The sequence below is a fragment of the Corynebacterium sanguinis genome (genome assembly GCF_007641235.1).
Classification (GTDB): Bacteria; Actinomycetota; Actinomycetes; order Mycobacteriales; family Mycobacteriaceae; genus Corynebacterium; species Corynebacterium sanguinis.
In genome coordinates, this window is the sequence record NZ_CP038157.1 from 1,240,768 (window position 1) to 1,257,255 (window position 16,488).

The window sequence follows — 16,488 nt, forward strand, 5'->3', positions numbered from 1 at the left end:
TTTACCGGGGTATGACCTGTCAGGGGTCTCGGCTAAGGTGCTAGGGGTGATAACGACGTACGATGCCCACGAAGCGCAGGTGTCTCAAGCGCCTGGAGGCACCCGCGAGATGGTGCTCGACATCCTCTCTGCCGCAGCGCGGTTCTTTATGGCCTACATCTGGATCTCCGCTGGGTGGTCCAAGATCGGTGCGCACATGGATGTCACTCAGACCATCCAGGCGTATGAGATTTTCACCCCAGCCTGGTCGGACTTGCTGGCGCGCCTCATCGGCCCGATGGAGTTGGCGGGTGGGTTGCTGCTGTTGCTGGGCATCACGCTACGCCCGGCGGGATGGGTCTCCATCGGGGTGTTGATCCTGTTCATCATCGGATTGGGCTCGGCGTGGTCGCGGGGCCTGGTCATCGACTGCGGGTGCTTTAACCCGGAGCCGACGGAAACCGGCACCAACATCCTGGCGACGATGGCCCGAGACGTGTTCTACATCGCTATCACGTTGTTCATGATCTACCGCCCGTTTAAGAAATGGGCGATCTACCCCTAAACTAAAGGGGAAGTTTGTGTACGAGTCATCAAAGCGAAGGTGTTTAAACCATGACCACGCGTAAAGTTCAAAACCCCAACGACAAGGGCGGCGCCGCCTTCATCTGGGCTCTCGTCGCCGTCGTCGCCATCGCAGCTCTGGTGATTGGGCTGATCGTCTTCAACGGGCGCTCCCAGCGCAGCCAGGCGATCGCCGAACAAATGGTCCCCGTGGAGAACCTCGAGGTCAGCTACACGGAGGGTGACCCCTACTTCACCCTCTCGGCCGCCGAGGGCGGCGAAGGCGCCAAGTCGGTCGATCTGTTCGAGGATTTCTCCTGCTCCTACTGCGCCGACTTGGCAACGACGACCGACGGCGATGCCCTGGAGAAGATCCAGGCCGGCGAACTTGAGGTCAACGTCCGCCCGATGACCATTCTCGACTCCCAGGGCGGGCAGTACAGCCCGGGCCACTCCACCCACGCCTTGGCCGCTGAGCTCGCCTTGGCCGCCAACGGTGAGGCCGAGGCGCTGTGGAACCTGCGCGCAATGCTTTTTGAGAACCAGCAGAGCGTGTTCAACAAGCTGGACAAGGACGATTTCGCCGACCGCGCCAAGGAGTTTGGCGCCTCTGACGAAGCCGTCCAGGCCATCCGCGACGGCGCGTTCGAGGAGCAGGCCACCGCGATGGGCGAGGCCAACCTGAACTACCAGAACGAAAAGACCGGCACCGCCTACACGCCGCGCGTCATGCGCGACGACAAGGACCTCGTCGAGGGCCAGGAGATCACCAACTGGGTCGACGCGGCCACCGCGTAACCCGATTACAGGGGATTTGGTTGCACTTCGCGCCCGGGTGTATATTGAGCGGAGTTGTCCGCAGGTAACGCCCGCGGGTCACAAGTGCAACTTGGGGCTATGGCGCAGCTGGTAGCGCACCACACTGGCAGTGTGGGGGTCAGGGGTTCGAATCCCCTTAGCTCCACTTCATACAACCACATACGTTTTTCACCATGGGGCTATGGCGCAGCTGGTAGCGCACCACACTGGCAGTGTGGGGGTCAGGGGTTCGAATCCCCTTAGCTCCACAATTTTGAGCGTTGCTGCGCTTCGTGCACTGTTGCCGAAGGCTACGCACTGCTTTAAAGTTTCTGGCCATGGATCAGTTGTCTCTGGATTCCCTTTTGCACCTCGAGAGAGCAGGATGGGATTCACTCTGTAATAGCTCGGGGGCCGACTTTTACGGGGAGCTTATGACGGTAGATGGACTTATGGTCCTGGTGAACGGGTTCGTGTTGGACCGCGAAGCCGTCATCCTCTCCCTTAACGAGGCTCCGAGTTGGGACACCTACGAGATCACAGATGCCCGGATAGTTGCAGTTGGAGACGGGGCGGCCACCATTGTCTACAACGCCATGGCGAGTCGCGGTGGTCAGGAGCCATTTGAGGCGATAATGAGCAGCACCTACGCGCTGGTGGACGGTAAGCCCCGGCTCGCGCTCTACCAGCAGACGACAATCACCCACTGAATTGCGCCGCCCACCTACTGTGGGGCCCACGAAGTGATTGAGCTTGGTGATTCGAAAATGGAAACCTTCTGACCCTTCGGTTCCACGGGCTTTTCAACGTTGTGCGATCATGCAAAAACACCCACAACCGAATCTTGAGTGCCATCCAAAGTATTGATGATGGGGGCTTGCGCCTCACGTGAGGTCATGTTCAATGATGGGGACAAAAGGTCAAGCCCACACGAGTGGAGTATCTGCCTTTCGATAAAACAGGTAACCTGACGATCTCAGGACCGGCGCGAGCCCGATTGGGACCGGTTCATGCGGCCTCCTTAAACGGTGTTGTAGGGGTCGACGACACCATTACTGCTGGGATTCAGGATTGAGGGTTTCAGAGCAAAGGGCATTGACGGCAGCAGAGCGTGCCGTGTGTGCAGCGATGATCCGTCACGACAACGACGATGCGCGCTCGGTGACCCGCGTTGACCGTCAACGGTGGTGCTCTTGCCTCGATGGCCTTACGGTATTTCGGGGCTGCGGGTGTGGCTTGTGTCCGTCAGTCGATTTCGCCTACAAAGGTGCACCCGTCGAGTGCGGGAATCGCATCATCCTCAATGCCTACACTGACGACAACATCTTGGTTCTGCTGTTCATCGATAACGACTGACCTTCCGGTCTCGAAATCGTGCCTCCGTTCGATGAAGCCGTCGAGTTACCTTCGCCTGAAAAGTCTGAGGTTCTAAGCGTCGCACTGATCTATTAACCTTAGCGCCCTGCCTGAAGAACCGTGCCGGGGCGCTTTCTCGTCTGTCCGAATTCATTTTCGCCCCCGGGTGCACCGCTACACTAGGGGGCATGCCACTTTCCTGGACCACCATCGACAGCCCGATCGGTGAGCTGTTGCTCGTCGGGTCCCCCGAAGGTGTGGTGCGCATCGCGTTTGAGTGCGAGGACCTCGATGACGTGCGCCGCAACATCTCGGACCGCACCGGCGAGCAGCTTGAGCCAGGTCCGCTCGGACAGGCAGAAAAGCAGCTCGCCGAGTATTTTGCAGGCCAGCGCAGGGAATTCAACCTACCGCTCGACTGGCGCCTGAGCACGGGGTTTCGAGCCCAGGTACAGCGTGCATTGACAGGTATCGCCTACGGCGAGACTCAGACCTACGGCCAGCTCGCGCAGCGTGTGGGAAGCCCCACGGCCGTGCGCGCGGTCGGCAGCGGCTGCGCCACCAACCCGCTGCCGATCGTCGTACCGTGTCACCGGGTGCTGCGCAGCGACGGCTCCCTCGGCGGTTATCGAGGCGGCTTGGAGATCAAGCAGTACCTGCTTGAGCTGGAGTCAGGTAATGCACCTACTTCAGGCTAAGAGCGGACGGGCAAGAATGCGCCGTTTAGTCGGTTTTGGACGCATTCTTTCCCTTCCGGTCTTCACCTGAAGCAACGGCGGGAGGTGAGGTACGGTGGCGCGACATGAGTCGCAAATTTACAAAGCACGGGAGTGCTCCTCAATCCGCCACTGCGGAGGCCGCGGGCCTGCGTTGGCTGCGTGAGGGCAGCGACGCGGTGGTGGAAGTCTACGACGTTGACGCCGCAGCCAACACGCTCACCATAGAGCACGTCGACACCGTCCGGCCAACACCCGCCGCGGCGATGGGGGCGGGCCGCGAACTGGCCAAGATCCACGCTTGCGGTGCGCAGGCCTTCGGCGCTCCGCCGGCCAGCTGGGGCGGACCGAACTTTATCGGGCGCGTCGAGCAGGAATGCACTCCAACCGAAAGGTGGGCCAACTTCTACGTACACCAGCGCGTCCTGCCCTTCGCCCACAGGGCCCACGCGGCGGGAAACCTGCGGGACACCGGCCTCGAAACGGTCGAGCGCGCATGCGAGGCGCTGCTGGAGGAAGACGAAAACGCCCCGCTCGCGCGCATCCACGGCGACTTGTGGTCGGGAAACCTGCTGTTTTCCGCACATGGTCCGCGGTTTATCGACCCCGCGGCCCACGGCGGGCACCCGCTGACCGATATCGCGATGCTGGAGCTGTTCGGCGCCCCGTTTGTCGAGGAGATCGCCGAGGGGTACTTAGAAGAGGGTGTCCTTGGCGCCGATTGGCGCCGCAGAATCCCCATCCACCAGCTGCACCCATTGGCGGTGCACGCCCAGACCCACGGGCCGAGCTACGCGGATGCGCTGGTGCGCGCGGCGGAGCAGACACTGCGGGTTGTACATTCTGGTGTGTGATGGACGACCAAAGCCTGCTGGCCCTCGATGCACGCCACGTGTGGCACCCCTACGGCGCGTTTCCTCCGACGACGGCGCCGCTGCCTGTGGCGTCGGCAAGCGGCGTGCGCCTCAAGCTTGCCAACGGCCGCGAGCTTATCGACGGGATGAGTTCCTGGTGGGCGGCGATCCACGGTTACCACCACCCGCATCTCGACGCCGCGGCGCACCGCCAGGTCGACGAGCTGAGCCACGTGATGTTTGGCGGGCTGACGCACGAGCCGGCTGTAACGCTCGCCGCGCGCCTCGCCGCGATGGCGCCGGGGGAGCTGGACAAGGTGTTTCTCGCGGACTCCGGCTCGGTGAGCGTGGAGGTCGCGGCCAAGATGGCGATTCAGTACCAGCGCTCGCGGGGCCATGCTGGGCGCACGAAGCTGGCGACGTGGCGCGGCGGCTACCACGGTGACACGCTGACCCCGATGAGCGTGTGCGACCCAGACGGCGGGATGCACGCGATGTGGCGCGCGGTTCTGCCGGCGCAGGTGTTCGCGGACGCCCCGCCGCGCGAGTTCGACGCGGCCTACGCCACCGAACTGAGACAGATGGTGCAGTCCCACGCCCATGAGCTCGCCGCCGTGATCGTGGAGCCGGTGGTGCAGGGCGCCGGCGGGATGCGCTTCCACGACCCCGCCTACCTGCGCGAGCTGCGCCGCGTGTGCGACGAGACGGGCGTGCTGCTGATTTTCGACGAGATCGCCACCGGGTTCGGCCGCACGGGCGAGCTTTTCGCCGCCGACCACGCGCAGGTGGTGCCGGACATCATGTGCGTAGGCAAGGCGCTGACCGGCGGGTACGTCACGCTCGCGGCGACGCTGACCACGCAAGACGTCGCCGAGGTGATCAGCCGCGGGGAGGCCGGCGGGCTGGCGCACGGCCCGACGTTTATGGGCAACCCCCTGGCCTGCGCGATCGCGAACGCCTCGCTGGACCTCGTCGACGGCAGGCAGTGGCGCACGCAGGTGCCGCGTATTTGCGGCTGGCTCGAGGAAGGTCTCGCACCCGCGCGAGAGCTCCCCGGTGTGCGCGACGTCCGCGTCCTGGGCGCCATCGGCGTGATCGAGCTCGAGCGCGACGTACCCATGCAGGTCGCCACCGATGCGGTCACGGAGCACGGCGTGTGGCTGCGGCCGTTTCGCAACCTGATCTACACCATGCCGCCCTACATCTGCACCCACGACGACATCGCCGCGATCTGCCGCGCGGCGATTGCGGGAGTAACGTCGTTTTCCCATGGAAGCTAAATCGCCTCTGGACTGGCTTGACGACGACAGCCGCCGGCGCAGCGCGGCCGGCCTGCACCGCGTGCTGCGGCCCCGGGACCCGGCAGCGCCCCTGCTGGATCTCGCATCCAACGACTACCTGGGGCTCTCGTGTCACCAGGAGGTCATCGCCGGGGCGCGCCGCTCCCTGGAGCGCTGCGGGGCAGGTTCGACGGGATCGCGCCTGGTCACCGGCACTCTCGATGAGCATGAGGCGCTCGAGCGCGAGCTCGCTGCGTTCTGCGGCCAGCCCTCGGCGCTGGTGTTTTCCTCCGGCTACATGGCCAACCTGGGTCTCGTCACGGCGCTGAGCGGGCGAGGCGCGCTGGTGGTCTCCGATGCGGGTTCGCACGCCTCGCTTGTCGACGCCTGCCGGTTATCGCGTGCCCGGGTCGTCGTCACGCCCCGCGGCGATGTCGACGCGGTGGCTGAGGCGCTGAGCTCGCGTATCGAGCAGCGCGCTGTGGTGCTCACCGACAGCGTGTACTCCGCAGACGGGACGCTCGCGCCAGTCGCTGCGCTGCACGGCGTTGCGCGGGAGCACGGCGCCGTGCTCGTTGTCGACGAGGCGCACGGGCTTGGGGTGCGCGGCTCCGGCGGGCGCGGCTTTGTCCATGAGCTGCGACTTGCCGGGCAGGAGGACCTCGTTGTCACCGCGACGCTGTCGAAGGCGCTGGGCGCGCAGGGCGGGGTGGTGTTCGGCTCTCCGCGGGTGCGCGCGCACTTGGTGGACACGGCACGCTCTTTTATCTTCGATACCGCTCTGGCCCCGCCGATGGTCGGCGCGGCGCGTGCGGCGTTGGGCATTGTGGAGCGCGAACCGGATCGAGCTGCGCGGGTGTTGGGCGTCGCTAAGCAATTGGCTGAGGCGACGGGGGCGATTGAGCCGGAGAGTGCGGTCGTGTCGGTCATTCTTGGCGACCCGGAGCGCGCGGTGGCCGCCCGCGACGCCGCGCGTGAACGCGGGCTCGAGGTGGGGTGTTTCCGTCCGCCGTCCGTGCCGGCGGGCACGTCGCGGCTGCGTTTGACGGCCCGCGCCGATTTAAGTGATGCCGATGTTTCCCGTGCCGAGGCCATTCTGCGCGACGTAGTAGAGGAGTTTTCGCACCTATGACGAAGTTCATCGTGGTCTCGGGCACAGGCACCGAGATTGGCAAGACAATCGCCACCGCGGCGCTAGCGGCCCGCGAGGTGGCGGCAGGTAGTCGCGTGGGAATAGCCAAGCCCATCCAGACCGGACTTGAACCGGGTGAGGAGGGGGACTGCCAAGTGGCGGCGCGGCTCGCCGGGGTTGCGGCGGCGTTCGAGTACCGCCGCCTGCTCGAGCCGCTCGCCCCGGAGACGGCGGCGCACCGCGCGGGGGAAGAACAGTCCACCGCCATTGAGCTTGCGGATGCGGTGCGGCGGTGGTCAGGCAACGAAGACCTGGACGTGGTGTTCCTCGAGGGCGCCGGAGGGGTCCTCGCGCGGTTGGGCACCGACGTGACGATCATCGACGTCGCGCGCGAGCTCAACGCGCCGGTCGTGCTGGTTACCTCCGCCGAGCTCGGCACGCTGTCGGCGACCGAGCTTGCGACGCGATGCTTGCGCGCCGAGGGCCTCGAGTGCCTGGGCATGATGATCGGTTCGTGGCCGGAAGCCCCGGACCTGGCCCAGAGGTGCAACGTCGAAGATCTCCCACGACTGACGGGGGAGAAACTGCTGGGCGCAGTGCCCCGCGGGGCGGGATCCCTCGCGCCGGAGGAGTTTGCGCGCCGGGCACCAGGCTGGTTTCGCCGTTAGATGTCGCGGTGGGGGTTGGCGCTGGTTGTTGGGCGGGGGAGATGTCACGGTGAAGGCGGACTGCGTGTTGCCGACCTGGGGTTTTGTTTCCCGGGGCTGCTTGACCGTGACATTGCGGTGGGTGGGATGTCACGGTGAAGCCGATACGGGGGTTGCCGACCTGGGGCTTTGCCGCCCGTGGCTGCTTGACTGTGACATTCCACCGCGTGAGATGTCACGGTGAAGCCGTTTCGGGTGTCGCTGACCTGGGGTTTTGTGGCTGGTGGTTGCTTGACCGTGACATTGCACCGGGTGAGATGTCGCGGTGAAGCCGTTTCGGGTGTCGCCGACCTGGGGTTTTGTGACTGGTGGTTGCTCGACCGTGACATTGCGCCGGGTGAGATGTCACGATGAAGCCTGTCTGGGTACTGCTGACCTGGGGGTTTGCCGTTGGCAGCTGCCTGACCGTGACATTGCACCGCGCGAGATGTCACGATGAAGCCGATACGGGGGTTACCCACCTGGGGTTTTGCGGCTGGTGGCTGCCTGACCGTGACATTGCACCGCGTGAGATGCCACGGTGAAGCCGATACGGGGGTTACCCACCTGGGGTTCTGCGGCTGGCAGCTGCCTGACCGTGACATTGCACCGCGCGAGATGTCACGATGAAGCCGATTCGGGGGTTTCTGACCCGGAGTTTTGCCCCCGGCCACTGCCCGACCGTGAGATCCCACAAAGCAGAGAACCTAACGCCACCACGTATCAAACGGCGCCGGCGGAAGGTGGCGCTTGTGCTGGCCGACGCGCCAGAGGTGTTCGAGGCGCTCGCGGGCGTCGTCAGGAATGCTCTTGCCTTCCAGGTAATCGTCGATGTGTGCGTAAGTGATGCCGAGTGCCTCCTCGTCGGGAAGCGCCGGGCGGTCATCCTCGAGGTCCGCGGTGGGGATCTTCTCCCAGAACTGCTTATCCGCACCGAGCTCGCGAAGCAGCGCGACACCCTGGCGCTTGTTCAGCCCTGCGAGCGGCAGCAGGTCGGCCGCGCCGTCGCCGTGCTTGGTAAAGAACGCGGTGACGTTCTCCGCCGCGTGGTCGGTACCGATGACCAGCAGGCCGCGCTCCCCGGCAATCGCGTACTGCGCGATCATGCGCATGCGGGCCTTGACGTTGCCCTTGTTAAAGTCGCGCAGCTCCTCGCTTCCGAGGGCGTCGGTGACGGCGTCGGCAAGCGCGCTGGTGGCGGGCTTGATGTTCACGGTGACCCGCTCGTCCGGCCGGATGAACTGGAGCGCGCGCTGGGCGTCGGCCTCGTCCGCCTGGGTGCCGTGGGGCAGCCGCACGGCATAAAACGTGGCCTCGGTCCCGTTCGCCCGAAGCTTCTCGACGCTCAACTGCGCAAGCCGGCCCGCAAGCGTGGAATCCTGGCCGCCGGAAATCCCGAGGACGAAACCGTTGGCCCCGGACGCGATGAGGTAGTCGGCGAGGAAGTCGACACGCGCGTCAATCTCCGCGGCGGCGTCGATGCTGGGTTTGACGCCAAGCTGCTCAATAATTGCCTGTTGGAGGGTGGTGCTCTGCGCGTTCATGACGTTCATCGTAGCGCTTTTGGTTATCCGGCCTGGGTGAGGTAATCTCGTACTTCGTGTTGCGACTCCCGCTCGGGGGTCGTGTTTGAGGAAACCGAGAGAAGAAAGGAGCGCCCGATGAAGGTTCGCAAGTCGCTTCGGTCGCTGAAGAACAAGCCGGGCGCCCAGGTTGTGCGTCGCCACGGCAAGGTCTACGTCATCAACAAGCGCGACCCGCGCTTCAAGGCCCGCCAGGGCTAGTCGCGCAGACTCCGCTACAACAAAGCGCCCCGCCACCTCTCATTCACGCAGAGGAAGCGGGGCGCTTTGCTGTTTCGGGGCGTGAAAGCACACTGATGTAAGTCGCGAGAGCAAACGTAGGCCTACATGTGGGCCGCGACTCGCTTATATCCTGGTAATTCCACCGGTGTAACTACTATATATAGTATCGGTTGCCTAAATCGGCCACAAAGTATAGTGTTTATCAGTGTTACTCCGACGGGGTTCGGAGCCGAGCTAGACCGCCCAGAAGACAAGTTCAATCTCACCGAGGAAGAGCGCACAGGTTATGTCCATCACCGTTTACACCAAGCCAGCTTGCGTCCAGTGCAACTTCACCACCAAGGCCCTCGACAAGGCCGGACTCGAATACACCCTCGTTGACATCACCGTCGACAACGAGGCCCGCGACTACGTCATGGCGCTGGGTTACCTTCAGGCCCCGGTCGTCGAGGTCGGCGGGGAGCACTGGTCCGGTTTCCGCCCGGAGCGCATCCAGCGCTTGGCACAGGCCGCTTAAACAGCCGAAAGGCGCCACACACCTAAAAACGGAGAGGGGAGTTCGAGGGAAGCGATGCTTATCGTCTACTTCTCTTCCGCCACCGGAAACACCCAGCGGTTTGTTGAAAAGGTCGGCCTACCCGCCGCCCGTATCCCGCTGTACCGCACCGAGGACGAGCTCATCGTCAACGAGCCCTATGTCCTCGTCTGCCCCACTTACGGCGGTGGAGCGTCGCTCACGAGCGAAAACACCCGTCCGGTGCCGAAGCAAGTGATCAAGTTCCTCAACAACGAACACAATCGCTCACTGATCCGCGGCGTGATCGCCGCGGGCAATTCTAATTTCGGGCCGGACTTCTGCCTTGCGGGTGAAGTCATCTCCCGCAAGTGCCGCGTCCCGCACCTGTACCGCTTTGAATTAATGGGCGATGAAAACGACGTGGTCTACGTGCGCGAACAACTCGTCGACAACGCCCAGGCCTTGGGGCTGAACCCGCTCGATCCGGCGGACGTCGATAAGCTCGCTGCTCGCGCGGACGAAATCCAGCAGGAGTCCGCGCAGCGCCTCGAAAGACTCCGTAAGAAGTACGACCGCCACAACACCAAGAAAACAGCATAGGAGCCTTGAACCGTGTCTACCCCTACCCTCGGCAAGAACGTCGCAGAGCCCGTGTCGCAGGCTGAGCAGCTCGACTACCACGCGCTCAACGCGCTGCTCAACCTGTACGACGAGAATGGCGAAATCCAGTTCGAGAAGGACCGCGAGGCCGCGAACCAGTACTTCATCCAGCATGTCAACCAAAACACCGTCTTCTTCCACGACCTGGAGGAAAAGATCGACTACCTGGTAAAGAACAAGTACTACGAGCCGGAGGTCCTCGAGGCCTACGACTGGGAGTTCGTGAAGGCAACCTTCAAGCGCGCCTACGCGTTTAAGTTCCGCTTCCAGTCCTTCCTGGGCGCGTACAAGTACTACACCTCCTACACGCTGAAAACCTTCGACGGGCGCCGCTACCTCGAGCGTTTCGAGGACCGCGTCGCCATGACCGCCCTGTTCCTCGCCAGCGGCAACGAGGAGACCGCCTCCGCGCTTGTCGACGAAATCATGACCGGCCGGTTCCAGCCCGCCACCCCGACTTTCCTCAACGCCGGCAAGGCACAGCGTGGCGAGCTCGTCTCCTGCTTCTTGCTGCGCATCGAGGACAACATGGAGTCCATCGGCCGCGCGATCAACTCCTCGCTGCAGCTGTCCAAGCGCGGCGGCGGCGTGGCGCTGCTGCTGTCGAACATCCGCGAGGCGGGCGCGCCGATCAAGCACATTGAAAACCAGTCCTCCGGCGTCATCCCGGTAATGAAGCTGCTCGAGGATTCCTTCTCCTACGCCAACCAGCTTGGCGCGCGCCAGGGCGCAGGCGCGGTGTACCTCAACGCGCACCACCCCGACATCATGCGCTTTCTGGATACCAAGCGCGAGAACGCCGACGAGAAGATCCGCATCAAGACCCTCTCGCTCGGCGTGGTCATCCCGGACATCACGTTCGAGCTGGCCAAGCGCAACGATGTTATGTATTTGTTCTCTCCGTACGACGTGGAGCGCGTCTACGGCGTGCCCTTCGCCGACATCTCCGTGACTGAGAAGTACGAGGAGATGGTCGAGGACCCGCGCATCCGCAAGTCGAAGATCAACGCGCGCCAGTTCTTCCAGACGATCGCGGAGATCCAGTTCGAGTCCGGCTACCCGTACATCATGTTCGAGGACACCGCTAACCGGGCCAACCCGGTGAAGACGGGCCGCATCAACATGTCCAACCTCTGCTCCGAGATCCTGCAGGTCAACTCGCCGTCCGTGCTCAACGAGGACTTGAGCTACGCGGAGGTCGGCCACGACATCTCGTGCAACTTGGGCTCGCTCAACATCGCGAAGACGATGGATTCCGACAACTTCTCCCGCACGGTCGAAACGGCGATCCGCGGGCTGACCGCAGTGGCTGACAAGACGTCGGTTGAGTCCGTGCCGCCCGTGCGCGACGGTAACAACGCCTCGCACGCCATCGGCCTGGGCCAGATGAACCTGCACGGTTACCTCGGCCGCGAGCACATTGAGTACGGCTCCGAGGAGGGCCTCGACTTCACCAACGCCTACTTCGCCGCCGTGATGTACGAGGCGATCAAGGCTTCCCATGCCATCGCCGTGGAAAAGGGGGAGCGTTTCGCCGACTTCGACAAGTCCGAGTACGCCACGGGCGAGTTCTTCGACCGCTACGACCCGGCCGATTTCCAGCCGAAGACGGACAAGGTCAAGGAGCTCTTCGCCCGCTCCAACGTTGCCGTCCCCACCGCCGAGGAGTGGGCGCAGCTCAAGGCCGATGTCGCGCGCGACGGTATCTACAACCGCTACCTGCAGGCGGTGCCGCCGACTGGCTCGATCTCGTACATCAACAACTCCACCTCGTCGATCCACCCGATCGCCTCGAAGATCGAGATCCGCAAGGAAGGCAAGATCGGCCGCGTCTACTACCCGGCCCCGCACATGGACAACGAGAACCTGTCCTACTTCAAGGACGCCTACGAAATCGGGTACGAGAAGATCATCGACACCTACGCCGTGGCCACGAAGTACGTTGATCAGGGTCTGTCGTTGACGCTGTTTTTCAAGGACACTATCACCACCCGCGACATCAACCGCGCCCAGATCTACGCGTGGCGTAAGGGAATCAAGTCGCTCTACTACATCCGCCTGCGCCAGATGGCACTCGAAGGCACCGAGGTCGAGGGCTGCGTCTCCTGCATGCTCTAAGAGCGTGCGTATCGACGCCCCCCTGCTAGCAGCTGTGGCAGGGGGAGATGTCGGCCATGACGACCTTTGACGCGCGCTCGGCGCCGTCTGGGTCGCCGGCAGCGATAGCTTCAGCGAGCGCGAAGTGCGCCTCGACGGCGTCCGGCCCCGGGATCGACCCCTTCTCGCCGTAGAGCGTGCGGCCCTCCAGCGCGTGGAGGATCGACGGAGCTAGTGCGTGGAACATCTCGTTGCGCGAGGCCTTGAGAATCAGGGTGTGAAACTTCAGGTCGGTCGCGAGGAACTCCTCGCTGTTGCCCTCATCGGCGAGCTTGACCATGGCCTCGGCCATCGCGATCAGCTCCTCGGCCTCCGACTTTTCGGCGTGGCGCGCTGCGATGACCGCCGCGACCGGCTCGACCGAAAAACGCAGCTCGCTGAGCTCCTTGAGCTGGCGCTGCGCGTCCGCTTTCCAGCGCCACCCGATGACGGCCTGATCAAACACATCCCACTGGCTGGCGGGCAGCACCTTGATGCCGACGCGGCGTGACGACAAGACGAGCCCGAGCTGCTCGAGCGCCCTCATCACCTCTCGCGCGACGGTGCGCGAGATTTTGAAGCGCGTGGACAAATCGTTGAGGGTGAACGTGTCGCCCTCGGGGATGATACCGGAGACGATTTCCGTCCCGAGGGTGTCGAGGATGTTGTTCAAAAGCGGTTCGGCGGGGGTCTTGGACGCGAGAGTCATCAGTTGCAACCTTGGGGAAGTGGACAGGTCAACTATAGCTTTTTACATAACACTTTTCCTTATCCGACTTCGGTGCCTTTGTGTTAACACCCCTTCGGGGCTAGGTTGCACCATCCGGCTCCCGCGCCGTCGTGGCGTGGCTAGTATGGGGTGCGTGACTGAAGAGTACGAGAGCTACCTGAACGCCCACGACAAGCCTGTGAAGGCGATTAACTGGAACACGATTCCGGACGACAAGGACCTAGAAGTTTGGGACCGCCTCACGGGCAACTTCTGGCTACCCGAGAAGGTGCCGGTGTCCAACGACATCCCGTCGTGGCGCACCCTCACCGACGACGAGAAGACCGCAACCATGCGCGTGTTCACGGGCCTGACCCTGCTGGACACGATTCAGGGCACCGTCGGCGCCGTATCGTTGCTGCCTGATGCGCAAACGATGCACGAGGAGGCCGTCTACACCAACATCGCCTTCATGGAGTCGGTTCACGCGAAGAGCTACTCCAACATCTTTATGACGCTGGCGGACACCCCGGCGATCAACGACGCGTTTCGCTGGTCCGAGGAGAACGCGAGCCTGCAGCGCAAGGCGAAGATCATCCTGAGCTACTACGAGGGCGACAACCCGCATAAGAAGAAGGTCGCCTCCACGCTGCTTGAGTCGTTCCTCTTCTACTCCGGCTTCTACCTGCCGATGTACTGGTCGGCGCACTCCAAGCTGACCAACACCGCGGACGTGATCCGTCTTATCATCCGCGACGAGGCCGTCCACGGCTACTACATCGGCTACAAGTACCAGCGCGGCCAGGCCGGCCTGAGCCAGACCGAGCGCGAAGAGCTGAAGGATTACACCTTTAACCTGCTCTACGACCTCTACGAGAACGAAACGCAGTACACCGAGGACGTCTACGACCCGCTGGGTTGGACCGAAGACGTGAAGCGCTTCCTGCGCTACAACGCCAACAAGGCGCTCAACAACCTCGGTTACGAGGGTCTCTTCCCGCAGGATGAGACACGGGTCTCCCCGGCGATTCTGGCATCGCTGTCGCCCAACGCTGACGAGAACCACGACTTCTTCTCCGGATCGGGTTCTTCCTACGTCATCGGCAAGGCCGAAGACACCCAGGACGACGACTGGGATTTTTGATCCTGACTGTTTAGCTAAGGGGCCTCGCGGCGACGCGGGCCCCTTTCCTTTCGCCCCGGACTACCGCGAATGGGGTAGGCCGCCGCTTTAGCTGCAAACAGGCAAAAAGTGGCTTGTGGGCGTGGGGGCGTCGATAAGCCAGCCCATTTGGGGGCATCCGCCTTCGCTGAAGCTGTGAGGGCTGGCAAAACGATACGTCAGTGGCTTATGATTAGCCGGTATCAGTTGTGGCATCCGTGCTCGCTGCTCGCCCGAAGAACTCGGGCGGCAGTAGCGCGCGGGTGCCGTCAGTCAGGAGGATCGCATGACCGCAGTGGCGCCAAGGGTGGACACGTACGTCCCGCCCGCTCGGCCTGAGCCCACGGGTAACCCCCGCAAGGGTTCGAAGTTCTACAAGTTGCTGACCACCACCGACCACAAAGAACTCGGCATTCTCTACATTATGATGTCGTTCCTGTGGTTTTTCGTCGGTGGCCTGATGGCGCTGCTGATCCGCGCTGAGCTATTCAGCCCGGGCCTGCAGTTCCTCTCCAACGAGCAGTTCAACCAGCTGTTCACCCTCCACGGCACGGTGATGCTGCTAGCCTTTGGCACCCCCATTGTCTGGGGCTTCGCCAACTACGTCCTGCCCCTGCAGATCGGCGCGCCGGACGTGTCCTTCCCCCGCCTGAACGCCTTCGGCTTCTGGATCACCCAGGTTGGCGTGCTGGCCATGCTCGCCGGCTTCCTCACCCCGGGCGGAGCGGCTGACTTCGGCTGGACCATGTACATGCCGCTTGCCGACGCCACCCACACGCCGTCCGTGTCCGCAAACCTGTGGATCATCGGCGTTGGCGCGACCGGTATCGGCACCGTCGCTTCGGCCGTGAACATGCTCACCACCGTGCTCACCCTGCGTGCGCCGGGCATGACCATGTTCCGCCTGCCGGTGTTCACCTGGACCATCTTCGTGACCTCGATCATCGCCCTGATGGTCTTCCCGCTGCTGCTCGCCGCAGCATTGGGCGTGCTGTACGACCGCCTCCTCGGCGGCCACATCTTCGACACCGCCAACGGCGGCGCCATCCTGTGGCAGCACCTGTTCTGGTTCTTCGGCCACCCCGAGGTGTACGTCCTCGCACTGCCATTCTTCGGCGTGATCTCCGAGGTCATCCCGGTGTTCTCCCGCAAGCCGATCTTCGGGTACATCGGCCTGGTCTTCGCCACCCTCGCCATCGCCGGCCTGTCCATGGCTGTGTGGGCACACCACATGTTCGCCACCGGCGCGGTCCTGCTGCCGTTCTTCTCCTTCATGACCTTCCTGATCTCCGTGCCGACCGGCGTGAAGTTCTTCAACTGGCTGGGCACGATGTGGAACGGGCACATCACGTTTGAAACCCCGATGCTGTGGGCAGTGGGCTTCCTGTTCACCTTCCTCTTCGGTGGCCTGACCGGCGTCATGCTCGCTGCGCCGCCGCTGGACTTCCACCTGCACGACTCCTACTTCGTGGTTGCGCACTTCCACTACACCCTGTTCGGCACCGTCGTGTTCGCCTCCACCGCGGGCGTGTACTTCTGGTTCCCGAAGATGACGGGTCGCATGCTGGACGAGCGCCTGGGCAAGATCCACTTCTGGTTCACCGTCATCGGCTTCAACATGACGTTCCTGGTCCAGCACTGGCTGGGCAACATGGGCATGCCGCGCCGCTACGCCGACTACCTGGACACCGACGGCTTCACCCTGCTCAACCAGGTGTCCACGGTGGGTGCGTTCATCCTGGGTGTCGGTATGCTGCCGTTCATCTGGAACGTGTTCAAGTCTTGGCGCTACGGTGAGATCGTCACCGTCGACGACCCGTGGGGCTACGGCAACTCTCTCGAGTGGGCTACCTCCTGCCCGCCGCCGCGCCACAACTTCACGGCGCTGCCGCGCATCCGCTCCGAGCGCCCCGCGTTCGAGCTGCACTACCCGCATATGGTTGGCCGCCTGCGCCGCGAGGCCCACACCGGTCACAGCGATGACAGCCCGGCAACCTACAAGGGAGCGAACCACGAGTTCGACTCCGCTGGTAACGAAGGCGAGGCTCAGGAAGCAACGAGCCACGTCAACGGCAACTAGTGCATTGCATTCTGACTGACACGTAAGTAGAGGCCCCCGCGTTCGCGCGGGGGC

General features: G+C 63.4%; 15 protein-coding genes, 2 tRNA genes and 1 pseudogene. 16 read left to right on the top strand and 2 right to left on the bottom strand.

Annotated elements, in window-relative coordinates:
- Positions 1 to 109 precede the first annotated feature (109 nt).
- The 10 genes from E3227_RS06040 (at position 110) to bioD (ending at position 7,347) form a co-directional block, all read left to right on the top strand.
- The gene (locus tag E3227_RS06040) at positions 110 to 544 is read left to right on the top strand and encodes a MauE/DoxX family redox-associated membrane protein (RefSeq protein WP_144318606.1); all 435 of its coding nucleotides are present in this window, start codon (positions 110 to 112) and stop codon (positions 542 to 544) included.
- Positions 545 to 594: 50 nt separating this feature from the next.
- Positions 595 to 1,341 carry a DsbA family protein gene (locus tag E3227_RS06045; protein WP_006839670.1) on the top strand — a complete coding sequence of 249 codons (747 nt, stop codon included), beginning with the start codon at positions 595 to 597 and terminating at the stop codon, positions 1,339 to 1,341.
- 93 nt (positions 1,342 to 1,434) lie between these two features.
- Positions 1,435 to 1,507: transfer RNA gene (locus E3227_RS06050), tRNA-Ala, on the top strand.
- Between the two features lie 30 nt (positions 1,508 to 1,537).
- A tRNA-Ala gene (locus E3227_RS06055) sits at positions 1,538 to 1,610 on the top strand.
- A 69-nt stretch (positions 1,611 to 1,679) separates the two neighbouring features.
- Positions 1,680 to 2,051 (top strand): DUF4440 domain-containing protein, encoded by a 372-nt coding sequence (locus E3227_RS06060; RefSeq protein ID WP_006839671.1) that lies wholly within the window; start codon positions 1,680 to 1,682, stop codon positions 2,049 to 2,051.
- Between the two features lie 834 nt (positions 2,052 to 2,885).
- Positions 2,886 to 3,395 carry a methylated-DNA--[protein]-cysteine S-methyltransferase gene (locus tag E3227_RS06065; RefSeq protein WP_144317893.1) on the top strand — a complete coding sequence of 170 codons (510 nt, stop codon included), beginning with the start codon at positions 2,886 to 2,888 and terminating at the stop codon, positions 3,393 to 3,395.
- A 104-nt stretch (positions 3,396 to 3,499) separates the two neighbouring features.
- The gene (locus E3227_RS06070) at positions 3,500 to 4,267 is read left to right on the top strand and encodes a fructosamine kinase family protein (RefSeq protein WP_006839674.1); all 768 of its coding nucleotides are present in this window, start codon (positions 3,500 to 3,502) and stop codon (positions 4,265 to 4,267) included.
- Positions 4,267 to 5,547, top strand: a complete 1,281-nt coding sequence (locus E3227_RS06075; RefSeq protein WP_144317894.1) for an adenosylmethionine--8-amino-7-oxononanoate transaminase — start codon at positions 4,267 to 4,269, stop codon at positions 5,545 to 5,547. Before E3227_RS06070 ends, E3227_RS06075 begins: the two co-directional genes overlap by 1 nt.
- Positions 5,537 to 6,679 (top strand): 8-amino-7-oxononanoate synthase, encoded by a 1,143-nt coding sequence (locus E3227_RS06080; RefSeq protein ID WP_144317895.1) that lies wholly within the window; start codon positions 5,537 to 5,539, stop codon positions 6,677 to 6,679. Before E3227_RS06075 ends, E3227_RS06080 begins: the two co-directional genes overlap by 11 nt.
- Positions 6,676 to 7,347 carry a dethiobiotin synthase gene (gene bioD, locus E3227_RS06085; RefSeq protein ID WP_144317896.1) on the top strand — a complete coding sequence of 224 codons (672 nt, stop codon included), beginning with the start codon at positions 6,676 to 6,678 and terminating at the stop codon, positions 7,345 to 7,347. The genes E3227_RS06080 and bioD overlap by 4 nt, the downstream gene beginning before the upstream one ends.
- 725 nt (positions 7,348 to 8,072) lie before the next feature.
- On the opposite strand, the gene nadE is transcribed toward bioD, so the two are convergent.
- Positions 8,073 to 8,909, bottom strand: a complete 837-nt coding sequence (nadE, locus tag E3227_RS06090; protein ID WP_186309891.1) for an ammonia-dependent NAD(+) synthetase — start codon at positions 8,907 to 8,909, stop codon at positions 8,073 to 8,075.
- Between the two features lie 117 nt (positions 8,910 to 9,026).
- Here nadE and ykgO point away from each other — a divergent pair, with 117 nt between their 5' ends.
- From ykgO to nrdE, 4 genes and pseudogenes are all read left to right on the top strand, one after another.
- Positions 9,027 to 9,149 (top strand): type B 50S ribosomal protein L36, encoded by a 123-nt coding sequence (ykgO, locus tag E3227_RS06095; RefSeq protein ID WP_006839679.1) that lies wholly within the window; start codon positions 9,027 to 9,029, stop codon positions 9,147 to 9,149.
- 307 nt (positions 9,150 to 9,456) lie between these two features.
- Positions 9,457 to 9,687 (top strand): glutaredoxin-like protein NrdH, encoded by a 231-nt coding sequence (gene nrdH, locus E3227_RS06100; RefSeq protein WP_006839680.1) that lies wholly within the window; start codon positions 9,457 to 9,459, stop codon positions 9,685 to 9,687.
- Positions 9,688 to 9,741: 54 nt separating this feature from the next.
- Positions 9,742 to 10,173: pseudogene (gene nrdI / locus E3227_RS06105) on the top strand (class Ib ribonucleoside-diphosphate reductase assembly flavoprotein NrdI); the annotation flags it as partial.
- Positions 10,174 to 10,299: 126 nt separating this feature from the next.
- Positions 10,300 to 12,465 (top strand): class 1b ribonucleoside-diphosphate reductase subunit alpha, encoded by a 2,166-nt coding sequence (nrdE, locus tag E3227_RS06110; protein ID WP_144317898.1) that lies wholly within the window; start codon positions 10,300 to 10,302, stop codon positions 12,463 to 12,465.
- Positions 12,466 to 12,490: 25 nt separating this feature from the next.
- Here nrdE and E3227_RS06115 read toward each other — a convergent pair whose 3' ends face one another.
- Positions 12,491 to 13,192, bottom strand: coding sequence for a FadR/GntR family transcriptional regulator (locus E3227_RS06115; protein ID WP_136652899.1), 702 nt, complete (start codon positions 13,190 to 13,192; stop codon positions 12,491 to 12,493).
- A 145-nt stretch (positions 13,193 to 13,337) separates the two neighbouring features.
- Here E3227_RS06115 and nrdF point away from each other — a divergent pair, with 145 nt between their 5' ends.
- Positions 13,338 to 14,336 (top strand): class 1b ribonucleoside-diphosphate reductase subunit beta, encoded by a 999-nt coding sequence (gene nrdF / locus E3227_RS06120; protein ID WP_220184738.1) that lies wholly within the window; start codon positions 13,338 to 13,340, stop codon positions 14,334 to 14,336.
- Positions 14,337 to 14,640: 304 nt separating this feature from the next.
- Positions 14,641 to 16,434: an aa3-type cytochrome oxidase subunit I gene (gene ctaD / locus E3227_RS06125; RefSeq protein ID WP_144317899.1), complete on the top strand. Its 1,794-nt coding sequence runs from the start codon at positions 14,641 to 14,643 to the stop codon at positions 16,432 to 16,434.
- Positions 16,435 to 16,488 lie beyond the last annotated feature (54 nt).